This window comes from Parabacteroides sp. TM07-1AC, from assembly GCF_003480915.1.
GTDB lineage: Bacteria > Bacteroidota > Bacteroidia > Bacteroidales > Tannerellaceae > Parabacteroides > Parabacteroides chongii.
The window spans coordinates 212,278-231,213 of sequence record NZ_QUKD01000006.1; the positions used below are offsets into that span (position 1 = coordinate 212,278).

The following is an 18,936-nucleotide window of genomic DNA, read 5'->3' on the forward strand; positions in this document are numbered from 1 at the left end:
CACGGAATAAACAGCTATTTGCTATTGCGTGGTACTGATGGTTGTTTTTATTTTGTAATCTGTTAGACTGGATGGCTCCGGTTAATATTGCCAGGAAACCATGAGTGTTAATTTGAAATAAAGCTAAAGATCATGAAACATCTATTCTTAATTCTTTTTATTCTTCTATCGCCTCCCGGTATATACGGAGGAAATAAAGTCCTTTTCGAAATAGGAAAGCAGGACAATTCCGCTGCGGAGTTTGCCCTCTATCCCGATAATTACAAAAGTTTTCTGGCGAACTTCGGGGGAGAGAAATCTTTTTATGTAGGATATTCTACTCCTGGAAAACACTGGTCGTATGTTTTGCCGGGACCGTTGGATGGTTGGGCTGGCGGTGGGTACTGGGCCGGATTTCATCCGAGACATTTCCCTTCTATCTATTTTAATTTGGATAAAGTTTCCGGAAAAGGGGAATGTTCTCTTACTTTCTTTTTCACCGGGGCACATAATAGTAAGCCGATCAAAATACGGGTCGAGATCAACGGTCATCGGTTCGAAGAAGAACTGAACGGGGAGAATGCTGCGGAGTTTCTGGAAAATAAGGGGACAGGAAAAGCGAAAGAGATACATATACAATTCCCCTCTTCATGGCTTACTCCCGGTATGAATAAGATCCAATTGGGAACCATAAAAGGCACATGGGCTATTTTCGATTGTATCCGGTTGGAAACACCGGTTTCTGTACAACTTGGGAAAGCGTTTTCTTCGTTGATACGTTCCGTAAAAGCTGCACCTTTTGAATATCAAAAAGAGAATGGAGAACGTATGTTGCCGGTTTTGGTGGATATGAGCCAGTTTGATGCACCCCGGGAGTTGACTTTTGCAGTAGAGGGATGTGCTCCTGTTTCACGTACGATCGAAGTAGGGGAGAGTATCCAGGAAATATTGATGCCGGCTGCACAGGCTAAAGGCAAACAAGAAAAGCTGCAATTTACAATTCGGGATGGCAAAGATGTTATTTATAAAGGTGAAGTGATTCGTAGCCCGCAACCGCTGCATACCTATTCAGACGATGTAGACTTGCTAATGGGTACGGGTAATTCCCGTTGGATGTTCAAACCCGGACCAAGTCTCCCTTTGAGCATGGTGCAGATCGCTCCCGATAACCAGGACGAGATATGGAAAGCCGGATACGAATATACCATAGAAAACATCATGGGCTTCAACCATTTCAGCGACTGGACGATGACCGGCTTTCTGATGCAACCGACCTGCGGCGAACTGAAAGTTAATCCCGGCAGGGAAGATTTTCCGGATGAGGGTTATCGTTCGCGGATTGACAAATCGTCGGAAAAGGCAGAAATAGGTAAATATTCCGTGTATATGACGGATACGAAGATACAAGCGGACATAACGGCAACCCGCCGTGCAGCTTTACAACGATATATTTTCCCTGCCAGGGAAGATGCGCGTATCCTGATCGATATGTTCACTCCTAACGAGTATCCGCATAATCTGGTCAATACCCGTGTAACGAAAGTCAGCGATACGGAAATAGAAGGTTATGCCACTTATTATAATGCATTTACCGGATATACATTGGAGCAGAGTTATACATTGTATTTCGTCCTCCAGTTCAGCAAACCTTTCGATTCGATGGGCGGATGGGTGAATGAAGGTGTTCAGCCGGTAACCGGTTATATCCCCGGATGGAACAGGAATCACGAGTTTGAAACCCCTGCGGAAATCAGGCAGAATATCACCATGATAGAAGGCAAAGGCGATGTCGGTATATTCCTGAATTATAAGACGAAAGAGAACGAAGAAATCTTAGTCCGTTCCGGTGTTTCTCTGGTAGATATGGCAGGGGCACGCAACAACCTGAAGCAGGAACTGGCTGATCCTTTTGGATGGGATTTTGAGAAAGTAGTGAACAATGCCCGTGCCGTTTGGGATGAATACCTGGGAAGAATAGCGATTGAAACGGACGATTATCTGCAAAAGAAGAAGTTCTATACCAACCTTTACCGCGCGTTAGCAGCCAAAGCAACCTGGAGCGATGTCGACGGTCGTTTTGTGGATGAAGATGAAAGGATCAGGCAGTTGGAGAAACCGGACGATTGTATCGTAAGCGGTGAATATTGGAATACATTCTGGAATAATCAGCAGTTATTCAATCTGATGGCTCCGGAAATATCCAGCAAATGGGCACGTTCGGCCATTCAGCTTTATCAGAATAGTGGGTGGTTCAATACGGATCCTGCCGGGATAGAACATACCGGTGTGATGGTTGCCATGCATCCGATTTCCCAGATACTGGGAGCCTGGCAAAGCGGTATACGTGACTTTGACTTGAATATAGCGTATGACGGTTTGAAAAAGATGATGACAACACCTCCTCAGAAGTATGAAGGTGGTGGAACTGTCGGAGTAGAGAACCTGGTTCCTTATATGAAGTATGGGTATATTCCCGCAGGGAAAGGAACTGTCTCCAATACGATGGAGTATGCTTACGACGACTGGTGTCTGGGACAGATGGCTAAAGTGTTGGGAAAGACCGATGACTTTAAACTGTTTGATGAACGTTCGAACAATTGGTCTAATTTGTTTGATCCGAAGTCCGGCTTTATACGTCCTAAGGACGAACACGGCAATTGGGTAGAGCCTTTCGATCCGTATCATACACCCGGGTTTACCGAAGGAAATGCCTTCAATTATTCCTGGTTCGTACCTCATAATCCGGATAAATTGATCGGTATGGTCGGTAAAGACCGTTTTATAAGCCGTTTGGATAAAGCGATGGAGCAGTCGGCGCATGCCAATTTTAATGCGGCAGGTGATAACTTTTCTGCTTTCCCGATCAACCACGGAAATGAAACCTCTATGGAAGTTGCCTATCTCTTTAACTGGGCAGGTGCTCCCTGGCTGACGCAGAAATGGGTACGGGCAATACAGGAGCAGTATTACGGAACCACTCCTTACGATGCTTATCCGGGGGATGAGGATCTGGGACAGATGAGTAGTTGGTTTGTCATGAGTGCTCTCGGTTTGTTCCAGATGGATGGCGGATGTTCTGAAAAGCCGTACTATGAATTGGCTTCTCCGCGTTATCCCAAAATCACGATCCGGCTGGATGGAAAATATAATCGCGGCGAGACTTTCGTGATAGAAGCTCCCGACGCATCCAAAGAGAATAAATATATTCAATCGGTTACCTTGAACGGTAAACCGGTAAATGGTTTCCGGATTTCGCAGGAAGAGGTATTGAAAGGAGGGAAGATTGTGATCGAAATGGGGAAAGAAGCCAAACAATAAAATTTTTTACAAAAGAGTGACTAAAACCAATAGGTATATTCTTACAGATTATAATTAACAAGTTTAGAAGAGCTATATCATTACTCAATATAGAGTTTGATATGGCTCTTTTTTGATGATAGAATACAATATCATTAAAGTTGTATTCTGAGATAAAAAAACGTAATCGTAAGATTGTGTAAGAAAATAGTATGATAGTATAATAATAATAGTTAAGAATATTGCTTGCTTTGCATTGTTTTAATCGGTTAAATAGTAAAACTATATACATTATGGCTTTAAAAGAACAATTTTTAACAACGATGCTGGTTGGAAAGCCAGATCGTGTTCCTATTACAGTATGTTTATTCAGTCAGGAATTTTCACAAGAAGTATTAGGAGATTACATCATTTTGTATGATGGTAGAGTACAAGCCCAATTGAAATCAATTAGGCACAGATGGTTTATGGATTCTAATTATAATAAATAATTTAACCGATTAAATACCATGAAACATCAATTTATTGCAGGGTTGCTTTTATGGAGCACAGCAGCGTTAGGAACTGTTCAGCCGGATTTACTGGATGTTCGAGTGTGTAACCATTATAAATACCGGTCTGATAAAGAGGCTGGTCGTGAAATCGTTTTGACTTATCGGGGAAATAAGAATATAACCGGTGCAAAAGTTGAAATATTCTCAAAGAAAGGTAATGAAACAACTGTGTTACGGGCATCCCGGCCTGATTCTATTCCGGTTCTATTATTACCTCAGATCGGTTTGGCGAAAACCGATACGATTATTGCCAGTTTGCAAATCGAAGGGGAAAAAGTATCCCGAGAAGTAGTCATTCCGGCAATGAGACATTGGACTGTTTATATTTATCCTCATTCTCATGTAGACATAGGCTATACAAATACGCAGGAAAATGTGGAGTTCATTCATAAACGAAATCTGGATGTAGCGATGGATTTAGCTGAAAAGACGGCTAATTATCCGGAAGATGCCCGTTTCCGTTGGAATCCGGAAGTCACCTGGCCGATCGAACGTTACCTGAATAGCGAATCACCGGAAAAGAAAAAGAAGCTGATTGAGGCAATAAAGAAAGGCTATATATCTGTCGATGCCGGTTATGTCAGTACAAATACAAGTGCCAGTAGTGATGAGGAATTGTTGCAACTCTTCTCTTTCGGTAAAAAAATGGAGAAAGAGACGGGTAAAGAGGTAAAAACAATGGTTCAGGTGGATATACCCGGTGTATCCTGGGGAGTTGTCTCTGCAGCTAATCAATTGGGTATTTCCTATTGCTTATCCCTATTTAACGGTTATGACCGGACAGGGCTTTCTCCGGAAATGAATTTCAAACCTTTTTGGTGGATAGGTCCGGATGGAAAGTCGAAAGTATTATTTTTACAACCAGGTGCTTATACTCCAGGAGCTTTGGCTAAGGGTAAATATTTCTGGCCTAAACTGGCAGGGCAAACCGATCGGTCTAAACTGATTCCTGTTGTTAAGACAGATAATCCAAGAGAAAACTTCATCGATTCTTATTTGGCAGATATGTTGCCTAAGCTGGAGAAAGATAAAGATTATCCGTATGATGTTTTCCCGATGACTTGGTGTATGGCCGATAACACGCCTATTGATGTGGATCTTCCCGATGCCGTCAAAAGCTGGAATGAAGAATATGCTTTTCCACATGTGAAAATCTGTACGGCAACGGAAATGATGCAAGCTTTTGAAAAGTATGCAGACCAATTGCCTACTTTACAGGGGGATTACACGGAATACTGGACGGACGGTCTGGGTACTAGTGCGGAAAAGACAGGAGAAAGTCGTGAGGTAAAAGACAAGTTGGTACAGGCCGAAATTTTATGGGGCATGTTACAACCAGGCAAAGAAGAACCTACTGATTTAATTCAGGAAGCATGGCGCAATATTATTTTAAGCACGGAACATACCTGGGCGTATATGGCACCGGCTCAACAGCCGATCAGTGATAATATCTTGGCTACCAAATTGGGTTATTTCGATAAAGCAAAAGAGTTGACCGATCAGGTAATGGAGATGGCTTATAATAATATAGAAGATAAAAGCTCGGATATTGTTACCGTATTCAATACCAATACATGGACACAAAGCGGATTGGTTACATTATCAAAAGAGATTGCAAACTCTTTTCAGTCGTTGCAGGATGCGAATGGTAAGTATGTTGTATCTCAAAAGCTATCTACTGGAGAATTGGTATTCATGGCAGAGGAAGTTCCGGCCTTGGGTAATAAAACATTCAAATTGAAAAAAGAATCGCACTCTAATCGTTTATCAGAATCGTCTGGTACAACATTGGATAATGGCATTGTAAAAGTTATTGTCGATCCCATAACAGGAGACGTGATTAACCTGGTATATAAAGGAGAAGAATTTGTTGATTCGCAGGCTCTTTCGGCCCTGAATAGTTTTCGGTATTTGGAAGGAGGTAATACTTCTGCTCGCGCATTAAAAGATACGGAGATAAAGGTTTCCGTCGGGGAAAGAGGTGAGCTGGTCAATTCATTGATTGTTACATCCAAAGCGAAAGGTTGTAATAGCCTGATACGTGAGATCCGGCTGACAAAAGGTTCTGCAAGTGTTGAGTTTAATAATGTAGTTGACAAGCAGGCCGTTTTAGAGAAAGAGGGTATTCATTTCGGTTTTGCGTTTGATGTTCCTCAAAGCAAGGTCAGAGTCAATATTCCTTGGGGAGTTATGGAGTTGGAAAAAGACCAGCTGAAGGCTGGAAACCGAAACTGGATTACTTTGCAGCGTTGGCTGAACATATCCAATGAGAATAAAGGTATAACTTGGTGTTCAATGAATGCATGTGCATTTGAAAGCGGAGACATCACGGCTAACATTATTGGTGGAGCTGATGGTTCTCCGAAATGGATCCGGGAAATCCAACCCAGTTCAGTAATTTATTCATGGGCTTTAAATAATCATTGGCATACGAATTTCCGTTTAAGCCAGGATGGTAAGATCAGCTATAAATATCGTGTTTTACCTCATATCGGTGCGTATGATGTAGTTCGTTCGAATCGGTTTGCGATGGAACAATATCGTCCGTTGATTGCTGTGCAGACTCAAAAAGAGTTTAGGTCTAAAAATGCTTTCTCTATTAGCGGTAGTGATAAAATTGTATTGTCTAATTATCAGGTAATCAATAAAGGAAAGTCCAATACGATTCGTTTGTTGTCTCTTTCTGACAAAGAAGAACAAGTTGTTTTGCAATGGGCTATAAGACAGCCTAAATCTATTTATTACTATGAAAATGGTAAAAAGGTCAAATTGCCCAATAAAGAAAATCAGATAACTGTTCCTGCTAAAGGAATTATGGCTTTGAATATAGAGTGGTAAAAGTATAAATTTTAACAATACAGGTTGCCTCAAAACTGGGGCAACCTCCTTAAATTCTATAATTATGATAAGAAGAATTATGAGTGTGGCTATGCTGATAGCTACTTTGTCGCCTTTCTGTCTGGAAGGTACACATGCTGAAAATAGTAGCATGGTTGTTCATCAGAACAAGAAGCAGATCAGAGGTTCTGTTCTTGATGAAAGCGGACAGCCTCTGATTGGTGTTAATATCGGAGTGAAAGGTACCACTTCAGGAACCATAACTGATATGGATGGTAAATTTAATTTGGATGTTAGTCCTAATGCGACATTAGTTATTTCGTATATAGGTTACAAAACGATTGAAATTAAGGCTAGTGATAATTTGAAAATCACCTTAAAGGAAGATGCGGAAGCCTTGGATGAGGTTGTTGTTATTGGATATGGTGTTGCCAGAAAGTCTGATTTAACCGGTTCAGTTGGGAATGTGTCTTCTGAAAAGATAGCTGAGCGGCAAGTTGTAAATCCTATAGATGCTTTGAGTGGAAAGATTGCGGGTGTGGTTGTTAATAACAATTCCAGTCGTCCGGGTGGATATTTATCTGTGGTTGTCAGAGGTATAGGATCTATTAAAGCGTCAATAGATCCCTTGTATGTTATCGATGGAGTTGTGGGGGCAGATATTTCTTTGATAAACCCGAATGATATAGAGTCGATGAACGTTTTAAAAGATGCTTCTTCCATTGCTATCTATGGTGCCCGTGGTGCAGCTGGGGTAATCCTTGTGACGACGAAGCGTGGTAAGTTTAGTAGCGGTACGACTGTATCTTATAATATGAATCTGGGGGTTGCCCATATGGCGAATAAACTGGATTTGTTGAACTCTTCAGAGTTTATGTCTTTATTGAATAAATCTTTTGAGAATGATGGTTTCGAACCGGTTGATTGGCATAAGGTGAACCCCAATTTATTTGATACAAATGGGAACCCGCTTTATGATACAGATTGGCAGGATGCTGCTACACGTACTGCTTTTTCGCATCGTCATCATGTGACATTAAATACGGGTTCTGAGAAATCTCGTACGACAGTGTCTCTGGGATATCAGAATGAGCAGGGTATTATGTTGGAAAACTTTTATACTCGTTTCAATGCAAAATTGACGAATGATACGAAGATAAATGATCATATATCATTGTCGACTTCATTGAATTATAATTATTCAGAAGAGAATCAGATCGATAACTATGCTGTGGGCGGCGTAACTCCGAATCGTTCTATGATCGAAATGTTCCCAGTTGTTCCTGATTATTATGCAGATGGTAGTTATGGAAACTTTGGTGACTTTTTATTCCCTGCGGCAAAAAAAGAAAATGGAGACTATGCTTTGAATGCAGCCGGTAAACGTGTGCTGGATTATGATAATCTGAATCCGTTTTGGGCAAGTTCAGATGGTCCGATACAAGTTGCTAAAGAGATAGATCGTCGTCATACCAACTCACATTTATTAGGGAATGCAGATCTTTCCATCAAAATTATTGATGGTTTGACTCTTAAGTCGACAGTTGCTGCCGAAGTCAAAATGGCGAGAGACCGTTTTTATTCAGGGAAGGATTTGATTGAATTTTCCTCTTCCGGAGCAAATGCCAGTATTGGAATGACTCATTATGTGTATTGGCAGTCGGAAAATTTCTTGACATGGGATAAACAGTGGGGAAAACATAAATTAAATTTGATGGGTGGTGCTTCCTGGAATGGTGCCTATTCTGAATATTTAGGTGGTTCCGGTACCGGCTTTGTTACAGATTTCTACAAATGGAATAATTTGGGAGTGGCAGAGAAAGCGGGTATACCGAGTTCCAGCTTTACCGAGTGGAGAATGAATTCTTATTATGTAAGAGGAAATTATTCATTTGATAGTAAGTACTTGTTGACTGCTACTGGACGTTATGACGGGTCTTCTGTTTTTGGTAAAAATAATCGTTATGCATTCTTCCCGTCTATGGCGTTGGCGTGGGTGGTAAAAAATGAAGATTTTTTACAAAGTGTGAATGCAATCTCTAATTTGAAATTGCGTGCAAGTATAGGACAGACCGGTAATGCCGGAATTGGCGCTTATTCTACATTAGCCACAATCGCTAATACCAATGTTGTTTTTGGAGATAAAGAGATAAGCAAGGGTATGGTACAATCAGGAATGCCGAATGCCGATTTGAAATGGGAAACTACCACACAGTATGATTTCGGGGTAGATGTAGGTTTCCTGGATAACCGTATTATGGCTGAATTGGATTGGTATTGGAGAGATACAAAGGATTTGTTGCTGGGCAAACCTGTTTCTTATATAACCGGTTATGGTTCGGTTATGGCTAATATTGGACAAATCAGAAATCGCGGTTTTGAATTTACATTGAATACTCATAATATTAAAGGGAAAGACTTCAATTGGTATTCAACGTTGTTGTTTAGTATGAACCGAAATAAGGTAGTCAAATTGACGGATGACCATTCCGATATTTGGGATGGTGGCTTTATCGGTATCAATTATAATCTGATTCGTGAAGGTGAGGCATTGCGTACAGTTTATGGTTTGAAGCGTGACGGTTCTGGAACATGGGGTACCAATGAGGCAGAAGAGGCAGCTCGTTATGGGAAAAAACCGGGCGATAAGAAGTATATAGATCGGAATAATGACGGAAAGATCGATTATGAGAATGATGGATTTACTTTAGGAAATCTGTATCCGGATTTTGAAATGAGTCTTAGTAATACGTTCTCGTATAAAAATTTTGATTTGACTTTGGATATTCAAGGTAAAAGTGGAAATAAGGCAATCAATTTGGCCCGTATGGTATGTGAACAAAGAGGTTGGTATGCGAACAGTTATGCGAGTATCTTGAATTATTGGACACCGGATAATCAAAATACGATGATAGAACGTCCACGTACTACCATCGGTGGAAATGCTCAGGAATTGCAGATTGACGACGACCTGATTGAAGATGCTTCTTACATTCGTTTTAAGAATTTAATGGTCGGTTATACAGTTCCTGCTTCTTTTGCCAATAAATTGGGGGCTAGAAACCTTCGGGTATATGCAAATTTGGAAAACTTTTTGTTGATTACCGGTTATTCCGGTTATGATCCTGAAACTGCGAATATGTCAGGACAAGGAGTTGAATTCTTTTCTTATCCTAAGACAATGAATTTTAATTTCGGTTTGAATGTTACTTTTTAATAAATAATTGAACAATCATGAAAAATATAGTTATATCTTCGTTTCTAGTTTTGAGTGCGGCTTTATTGGGTTCTTGTAATGACTTTTTGGATACACCTCCTAAGTCTACTCAAACATTGGATCAATATTATCAGAATGAGGAAGAGGCTCAAGTGGCTGTTAATGGTTTATATTCCAGGTTAGGTACACGTTTTACCTATGCCGGATACGGTGAGGCTCCTGCTTTTATGCTGGAATATCCGACTGGTTATTGCTATTATACGGCTGGACAACAATCGTTGATTAATCCAGATTTGGAAAAGCTGAATTATTGGGATCGTAATTATGTGGATTATTGGTGGCAGTCTTGTTATTACGGAATTGAGGCTTGCAATATGTTTTTGGCAGCAGTTCCTCAACTTCCGGAAAGCAATGCTATCGACCAAATGCTGGGAGAAGCCCATTTCTTACGTGCTTACTATTATTTTCATCTAGTGCGTATATTTGGTGATGTTCCTTTGAAATTGACTCCAACAGATGCACCGGCAGATGGTATGCTGATTCCTACATCTATAAAAGAGATATACGAACAGGCAATTTTACCAGATTTGGAAGCTGCCTCTTCGTCTCCTATTTCTTATACACCATCTTCCGGTAGAGTGTCGATGGAAGCTGTTAATGCCTTATATGCACAAGTCTATTTGACAATGGCTGGAAGTCCGTTGAATGAAACCGATAAATATCAATTGGCAGCTCAAAAAGCGGAACTGGTTGTAAATTCTTCGCATCTGTCTTTGCTTCAATCGGATACAAATATGAATTGGTTTGAAAAGTTCAGAAGAAAAGAGTTTGACAATACGGGTGAGTATATTTTTATGGCTAATTACGGAGAATCTCCTGCCCCAAGACAGCATTACTCTCAATTCTTTGTTCCGGCTGCGGCTGTGAAACTAACAGGTTTTGTCGGATTCGGTTCGATGATGCCAACTCCGGATTTTATCGATTCATTTGAAGAGGGTGATTTGCGTGCAGAAGAAAAAGGATTCTTTTTTACCTCTTATAATAGCTGGGATAATAGTGGTACACTTAATTTTGAACCGGCTGTCTATAAATTTTTCGAACCGACATTAGTGGGACAGGGTGGTTATTGCGGAAAAAGCCTCCCTCTGATTCGTTATGCAGAAATGCTATTGACTTATGCAGAAGCAACAGCACGCTCTGGTGCGATTACGGATAAAGCGATTGATGCGGTCAATCAGATTCGTTCTCGTGCAGGGTTGGAGCCTTTATCGACTGCTGTTACAAGCAATAAAGAAGCCTTTATTGATGCTGTAATGACAGAACGCGTACATGAACTCTGTTTCGAAAATGTCACTTTCTTTGATATGATTCGTACACAGAAAGCATATAATACGAAAACGAAGAGTTGGGTAAATCTGGAAGGATTCGTAGAACCTTCAGGGGCTGTATTCAAAACGGCAGAACATACTTATTTCCCGGTTCCATTGAGAGAAGTTCAAATTAATCCGGATTTAAGGAAATAGTTTCTAAAATAAAAGAGTTGTGAACTTTGTCACAACTCTTTTAAATAATCATTACAATGAATAAAATCAAATTATTAGTAGTAGCTTGTGTAAGCTGTTGTACTTTGTATGCTCAAGAGTCGATAGACGCGACCAAACAGATTGAATATATTGATTTAGTGCATTTGTCGCATACAGATTACGGATATACGGACAATCCGGAGATCGCACATGAACTCCACGAAAGATATATCGACATCGGTATCGATGCCGTATTGGAAAGTATCAACGATAAATCCAAACCAACATTCTGTTGGACGGCAGAGGCTTTGGCCAGTGTCTATGAATGGTGGCAGCATGCTTCACCTTCCCGACAGAAAGACTTGTTGAAAGCGATAAAAAGTGGACAATTTGAAATAACGGCTGCTCCGTTCAATGTAAATCCGTTGCATAATGGTACGCAAGTGACGAAGTTATTGAACTGGGTTCCTGAGGATTTATGGAAGACTTTTCATCCGGAAGTCGCTATGCAAAACGATGTAAACGGCTTTCCTAGAGCGTTGGTATCCGGATTGATGGAGAAAGGTGTCCGTTATTTCTGGTCAGGCTTGAACTTGCATTGGGGTGGTATTTTCCATAACCCTCCTCATGCTTTTTGGTGGAAAATGCCGGACGGGAGGAAGGCTTTTGTTTGGTTAGGAATGCCTTATTGGACGGGTTATGGCTTTTTCAGTGAAACTGGATGGCGCTATGCCCAGCGTCCTGCCAGCAATACGCAATTCCGCACTCCGCGTCCGGATGATATATTGAAAACAGATGAAGCTTCCATGCACAAGGCGCATAAAGTGTGTCTCGACCGAATCAATCAGATGGTGAAAGAGGGCTATCCGTACGATTTTATCGCTTTGTCTTTTACTAACGAATATCGGTGCGACAACGACGCTCCTTTCCCTGCACTGGCAGAGTTTGTTGCTAAATGGAACGAGATGGGATTTTCTCCCCGTTTGAATTTGACCACTGCTACTAAGTCAATGAAAAAGATGGAAGCTAGAATTGGTGACAAGGTGGATACTTATGAAGGAGAATGGCCCGATTGGTGGTCGTTTGGATTGGCTGCTGAACCTCGTGCTCTTTCAGCTTCCCGTCAGGCAGATATGTATTTGAAGATAGCTAAATCTCCAGCATGGGGAGCTTGCCCTTCGGCGATGGGGCGTCACGAAGATGCTGTTTTGAAAGATATTTGTTTCTTCTATGAACACACGTTAGGAACCTGGGATTCTACTTGGGATACCTATAGCTTATGGTCGCAAGGACATTTTAATGTGACATACGGTTATGCCTTTCGTCCTTTCGAAAGAGCTAAATGGCTGTTGGCACAGAGGGTTCGTGCGAAACTGAGTAATGAAAAAGAAGGTGTTTATCTGGCCAATTCGGGTAAAAAGCCTTATACAGGTTGGGCTAAGCTCGATCCACTGTCTTTTGTTCGGACAGCCTACAAGTCTGTATTAAATCCGGAGACAGGTGAAAAACAGAACCTGGTATTTCATGATGGTAAAGCGATGATATGGGTGAAAGACCTTCAGCCCGACCGAGTATATCGTTATGTGTTAGCCCTTGATAGTATCAGCCAACAGAAAGAAGCCAGTCGGAAACCAGAAATTCGTACTGATAAAAACGGATGGCCTATCTATATCAAATGGGCAAACAGTCCGGAACCGTTGCAAGGCGATGGTATCGGTGAGTTCTATTCGTTCAATTCATTGGTAGGCAGAAGCCTGGCACGTGATTGGCGCAATCCGGACTCTTTGGCTCGTAGGCAACAGATTGCTATGCATTCAATTGAACGACATGCTTCGTTTAAGGGGGTAGAGTGTGTGGAAACTCCTCATTCTTTCATCTATAAACAAGCATTTGAGCATAATTCGTTAAAGAGCGGTGTTCGTATTTTAGAAGTTTATAAGGAAGAACCTCGTGTCGGTGTGGATGTCAAGATCGATCGTCTCTCGAATGCAGACCCGGAGATTATGTATATCCGTTTCCCGTTTGCTGAAAGTTGCGGTGCTCCTTTGACCAGTATTGGAGGAATGCAGTTTGCACCCTATACGGATCAGATTCCGGGAACTTGCACAGATTTCTTTGCAGTTGATGATTGGATTAAGTATCCGGCAGGCGCAGGAAAAGGCTCCTGGCTGTGGTCGAGTCGCGACGTGGCTATGGTTTGTTTCGGAGGCAATCAGTTTGGTGTAAAGAGCCGTACGTTACCAGAGAAACCGAATGAGTTGTGCGCAATGGTTTATAACAATATGTGGGAAGTGAATGTATTGGACGATTGTATCGGTGAAATGGAATTTAAGTTCGATATTCAATGGAATAATGAAGAGGAGAAGACTCCTCAGCAACTTTCAGATGCTGTTCGTGGCTATTTGATGGAACCGGTTATTTTCGTCAATCCGGCTACTCGCGTAGATAAGCATTCTTATAAGCATTTGAATGAAATCAGATGATATATGTTTAGCAATAAATAAAATATGAAATTATGACACCAAGAGAAAGAATGTTTGCTTTATTACAAGGCAAGCAGCTAGATAAAGTGCCTTGGTTTGGCGATTTGGATTATTGGGCTAATTCATTAATAAAGAGAGGCCTTAAGCCAAATGATTTTATTACTACCGATGCCTATCTGGATTGGCATCGTTCATTAGGAGTTGGCTATTATCTTCAAGGACATTTTCCGTTTAAAGAGATATATCATGATTGTGAGGTTTCTTCGTGGACGGAAGGCAATTGCAGGTATCGTAAGGTGGTGACACCTTATGGCGAATTGAGGGAGTGCTGGGAATATTGTGATGAAACTTTTTCGGAAGCACCGGTCGAATATCTGTTGAAGTCGGAAGAGGATATACCGGCTATGATTTATCTGTACGATCATCTGAGTTATGAACCGGATTATGTCTATGCTCTGCAAAGGAAACAGCAAGTGGGAGACCAAGGAGCCCTGTTATGCTATCTGCCGAAAAGTCCTTTTATGCATTTGGTTGCACTGGAGGCTGGGATCGTAACGGTAACGATGTTGGCTTATTCGGTTCCCGAGCAGTTTGAGGCTTTGCTGAAAAGCATGAAACGTGCTTTTGATCAGGCTGCACAAATATCAGTAGACAGTCCTGCGGAATTATTGATGATCCCGGAAAATCTTTCTTCCGAGATGGTAGGGGGAACATTTTTTGAAATGTATATGAAAGAATATCAGACAGAATGGACTACCAAGATCCGAGAAGCAGGTAAATATTCATTTATTCACATGGATGGTACGTTGCAAGGACTGCTGAAGCAGGAGTCTTTGGTCGGATTTTCCGTTTTGGAGGCACTTACTCCTTATCCGGTAGGGGATATGTCTATTGAAGAAATGATTCCTTTATTGGAGGATTCCAAAAGTATTTTTTGGGGAGGTATTCCCGGAGTTTATTTTACGGCTCATATCTCTGACGAAGAGTTTGATCGTCATGTTATAGCGGTACTTGAAATAATGCGTTCTATCCCTAGATTTGCTTTGGGCGTGGCAGACCAGGTTCCACCGGATGGTTTGGAATATAGGGTGAAGAGGGTGGGTGAATTAGTCGAGAAGTATGGAGCTTACTGTATTGCTGACCTTTGAGCATTAATCCTATCATGAAAAAAAAATGTTCTATGTGTAAACTTATATGACAATGCCAGGCGAACCGAATACCGCAAGAATAAGAATACGACATATAAATTATAATAACTTAAAATAAATACGAATATGAAATATTCATTGCTAATAGCATTCTGTGTCGTCTCATTTTGTACGACTGCACAAAGTAATTATCTGAAAGAAGGGCATGTGAATTTTGCTTTATCCAGCCATCAGGATATGGCCTGGATGGATGTTCCGGATAAATGTACGGAATTTCGTATAGAGAAGCTTTTAATGCCTAGTTTGCGCATGTTGGAAAAAGATAGTTCTTATTGTTTTACAATGGAATATGCTTTGACTTTGGAAGAGTTTTTAAACAAATATCCGGAACGTAAAGATGAATTAATGCAGCTGACTGCTAAAAAGCGTTTGGACTGGGGAGCTACGTTTAATCAACCATATGAAGGTATGTTGTCCGGAGAATCATTAATTCGTGAAACTTATTTAGGAAAACGTTGGTTACAGAAACAGTTCCCCGGATGTGAATTTGTTACGGCTTTTAATCCGGATGTGCCCGGACGTTCTTTACAGACCTCACAGATTCATGCAAAAGCGGGTATCAAATATGGTATAATCTCTCGTTTCGAACCCGGAATTTATCAGTGGTTTTCCCCGGATGGTAGTAGTATCCTTTGTAAATCAAATGGTATCTATTGTGATTACGCAAGAACGCTGGCAGGGAAAAAAGAAAAAGAAGAGAAGAAAGAGTATATACGCTCGATCGTTCATTTTTGGGATCCATATTATAAGGAAAATAAAATGCCATCTGAATTGTTTTTCCTACACACGGATGACAATGAAGAACCTTATGATTATCAGCAAATATTTAAAGAATTATCTGCAGAGAAGGATATGCCGGAGTTTGGATATACAACCATTTCAACGGCTATGGATAAATTAGTCAGCAAGAAGTCTAAACCTACCCGTTTGGAAGGTGAATGGCCTGATTTATGGCTTTATATACATAATCCGACACATCATGAGGCAGTTTCCATGATGAGAGATGCACAGAGGAATTTGGTCAATGTTGAGAAATTCGGGGCAGTTAGAGGTTTGTTGACAGGTTCTTTTGCATCATACCCGCAGGACAAACTGAATGAGGCATGGAAATGTGCCATTTATCCGGATCATGGCTGGGGTGGAAACGGAGGTTATATTACCGATGAGATTTATAAAGAAAAGTTCCGTCAGTCTCAAGCGTCTGCAAATGAAATGTTGGAAGATGTATTGGGTGAGATTGGTGGTATGATCGAACATAAACAAGAAGGTTTACCAATCGTTGTATTTAATCCGGAAAGCTGGCTTCGTAATGATATTGTGATTACTAAAGTAAACGTTTATGGTTTAGGTCGGGGGCATTTTGTCTTAACAGACGATAAAGGTCAGCATATTCCATTCCAATATTTACCCATAAAGGGGCAAACAAAAGATGGCGATATACAGATTGCATTTCAGGCAGATTCTATACCATCCATAGGCTATAGATCCTATTATTTGAAACATGTAAAAGATGAAATTTTTGAAGATGCTGTAACAGCTTCTAATAAAATAGATATTGATAATCCTTATTATCGTATTTCATTTGCTGCAGGAGGTATAAAAAGTATTTTTGACAAACGATTGAATCGCGAATTACTGCGTACGGATAAATTCCTGGGAGGAGAAGTCTTCTGTACCCGATCAGTAGGTAATGGCGCTGGTGAATTTAAAGAAATTCAGCCTATCACCATGGAAGGATTTGAAAAGAGTTCGGATTATTCTCCGTCCTGGAGTATTATTGAAAGTGGAAGGGTGAGAGAGGTTAGAGAATGTCGTTCGAAATTCAAGCATGCGACTGTCATTCAACGAATCATTGCATACCAAAATTTCCCTAAAATTGATATAGAGATTGACTTGGAAGGATTTACCGGAGAAGCCTACCAGGAGTTCCGGATGACTATGCCATTGAATCAGTCATCGTCATTAATCAGTTATGAAGTTCCGATGGGGGTTGTAGAAATAGGAAAGAACGATCTATCTATTTCTGCAGGACATGCAGGTGGATTACATTATACTACCCCACTAAATGAAACACCACTTCGTGAATGCCAAAATTGGTTTGCCTCTTCCGATGATTTGTCAAACGTTATGCTCTCATCTAGTGTTGGCGTATTCGGATATAAGGATGCTACATCCAATCCTGTTGATTATCCGGTTTTACAACCTGTTTTGTTGGCATCCCGTAAGAGCTGCCATTGGAAAGGAAATTGGTATCTTCAGCAGGGAAACCATTCGTATCGTTTCTCCTTGCATTCGTCTGATGGTGACTGGAAAAAAACTCATCAGTTAGGTACACAATCTGCTCAACCTCTATTAACTGCAGTGGGGGTGAAAAACGGGAATAATAAAATATTGTCACCTTTACAGTCGTTCTTTAGTGTGGATAAGAAGAATGTAATGGTCAGTACGATTAAGAAGTGTGAGGATGATGACAATGTGGTTGTTCGATTATTTGATATAGAGGGCATGGATAGCGATGTCTCTTTGTGGTCTTTCAAGCCTATAAAGAAAAGCTGTCAAACCAATATCATTGAAGAACCTCAGAAACTTATTGATAACAAGGGGGATATCTTACCTGTTAAAATCGGACATCATTCGATTGAGACTTATAAATTAGAGTATAAATAATTTAGAGATTCATAAAATATACTAAATCGCTTTACTATAATTCTATTTATAGAGTTGATTTAGTATATTTGAACCGATTAAATAACTTTGTAAACAATGAAAGTTTCTCTTAAAGATATTGCTCAGGCACTGAATTTATCAAAAGCTACTATCTCATGGATTTTGTCCGGACAGGGTGAGGCCAAAGGTTTTAGTGAAGCGACAATCAAACGTGTAAAAGAATATGCCGATTCGGTTAATTATCGACCGAATCAGGTGGCTCGTAGCTTATCTTTGGGAACATCTAATACATTGGGGTTGATAATACCGTTCATTGGGGATACATTCTACGCTCAATTGGCTCAAGCTGTTGAAACAGAGGCAGCACGTAATAACTATGCATTGTTTGTGTGTAGCTCGGAAGGGGATGGAGATAAAGAATATAAATTGATACAGATGTTGAAGTCAAAGCAGGTTGATGGCATTATTGTTGCTCCGACTAAAGTTTCCAGAAAAGGGATTGACCTTTTGACTAAAGATTCTTTACCATTTGTGTTGGTGGACCGTTATTATCCGAATGTTCCGACTAATTATGTCATTGTTAACAATAGTCAGAGTTGTTATGACCTTGTTTACCATATAGGTAAAAAAGGAGCCAAGAATATAGCATTGTTAACTACGGATGTTCATCTATATGTGATGAAACAACGTATAGAGGGTTATCGTAAAGCATTGAGAGATTTGAATTTGTCGAATGACTTATCTTTGGAGGTGTTTGTTGATAGACAAAATTACAAAATGGACATAGTTGACAAACTAGATTATTTGTTCAGTGAACTTCCGAATGTGGATGGCTTTTTCTTTTCTACTCACTATTTAGCTTTGGAGGCTATTCGCTATTTTATAGAACGGAATATCGATTATAAGACTAAATTCCAAATGGGTTGTTTCCATGAAACTACTTCTTTGGATATTTTGGCACCTCGAATGAGTATCTCTAGAATGCCTATTCATGAAATGGGCGTAGAGTCGGTTAAGATATTGTTGGAAAATATTCAGGATAAAGAAGCTGATTACAAGGCTGTTGTTCTTGATAATGAATTGCTTCCTTCCGGATATTCAAAAGATCCATGATCTTTTTTTTGGAGAATATTTGAACCGGTTAAGTAGTTGTGTTAACATATATAATTT

General features: G+C 40.4%; 9 protein-coding genes. All 9 read left to right on the top strand.

What is annotated here, in order from left to right; genetic code table 11:
- Window positions 1-132: 132 nt before the first annotated feature.
- The 9 genes from DXD68_RS14050 to DXD68_RS14090 all read left to right on the top strand — a co-directional run bounded on the left by DXD68_RS14050 (window position 133) and on the right by DXD68_RS14090 (window position 18,879).
- A complete protein-coding gene (locus tag DXD68_RS14050) occupies window positions 133-3,297 on the top strand; it encodes a GH92 family glycosyl hydrolase (RefSeq protein ID WP_122362193.1) in 3,165 nt (1,054 codons plus the stop codon).
- A gap of 272 nt (window positions 3,298-3,569) precedes the next feature.
- Complete coding sequence (locus DXD68_RS14055) at window positions 3,570-3,767, top strand: hypothetical protein (protein ID WP_122362194.1); 198 nt, start codon at window positions 3,570-3,572, stop codon at window positions 3,765-3,767.
- An 18-nt stretch (window positions 3,768-3,785) separates the two neighbouring features.
- Complete coding sequence (locus DXD68_RS14060; protein WP_122362195.1) at window positions 3,786-6,668, top strand: glycoside hydrolase family 38 C-terminal domain-containing protein; 2,883 nt, start codon at window positions 3,786-3,788, stop codon at window positions 6,666-6,668.
- A 64-nt stretch (window positions 6,669-6,732) separates the two neighbouring features.
- A complete protein-coding gene (locus DXD68_RS14065; protein WP_122362196.1) occupies window positions 6,733-9,885 on the top strand; it encodes a SusC/RagA family TonB-linked outer membrane protein in 3,153 nt (1,050 codons plus the stop codon).
- 17 nt (window positions 9,886-9,902) lie between these two features.
- Window positions 9,903-11,408 (top strand): RagB/SusD family nutrient uptake outer membrane protein, encoded by a 1,506-nt coding sequence (locus tag DXD68_RS14070; RefSeq protein WP_122362197.1) that lies wholly within the window; start codon window positions 9,903-9,905, stop codon window positions 11,406-11,408.
- Between the two features lie 56 nt (window positions 11,409-11,464).
- Window positions 11,465-13,891 (top strand): hypothetical protein, encoded by a 2,427-nt coding sequence (locus DXD68_RS14075; protein ID WP_122362198.1) that lies wholly within the window; start codon window positions 11,465-11,467, stop codon window positions 13,889-13,891.
- Window positions 13,892-13,923: 32 nt separating this feature from the next.
- Window positions 13,924-15,039, top strand: a complete 1,116-nt coding sequence (locus tag DXD68_RS14080) for a uroporphyrinogen decarboxylase family protein (protein ID WP_122362199.1) — start codon at window positions 13,924-13,926, stop codon at window positions 15,037-15,039.
- Window positions 15,040-15,165: 126 nt separating this feature from the next.
- Window positions 15,166-17,766 carry a glycosyl hydrolase-related protein gene (locus DXD68_RS14085; RefSeq protein ID WP_122362200.1) on the top strand — a complete coding sequence of 867 codons (2,601 nt, stop codon included), beginning with the start codon at window positions 15,166-15,168 and terminating at the stop codon, window positions 17,764-17,766.
- A gap of 96 nt (window positions 17,767-17,862) precedes the next feature.
- Window positions 17,863-18,879, top strand: coding sequence for a LacI family DNA-binding transcriptional regulator (locus tag DXD68_RS14090; protein ID WP_122362201.1), 1,017 nt, complete (start codon window positions 17,863-17,865; stop codon window positions 18,877-18,879).
- The last annotated feature ends 57 nt before the right edge of the window (window positions 18,880-18,936 follow it).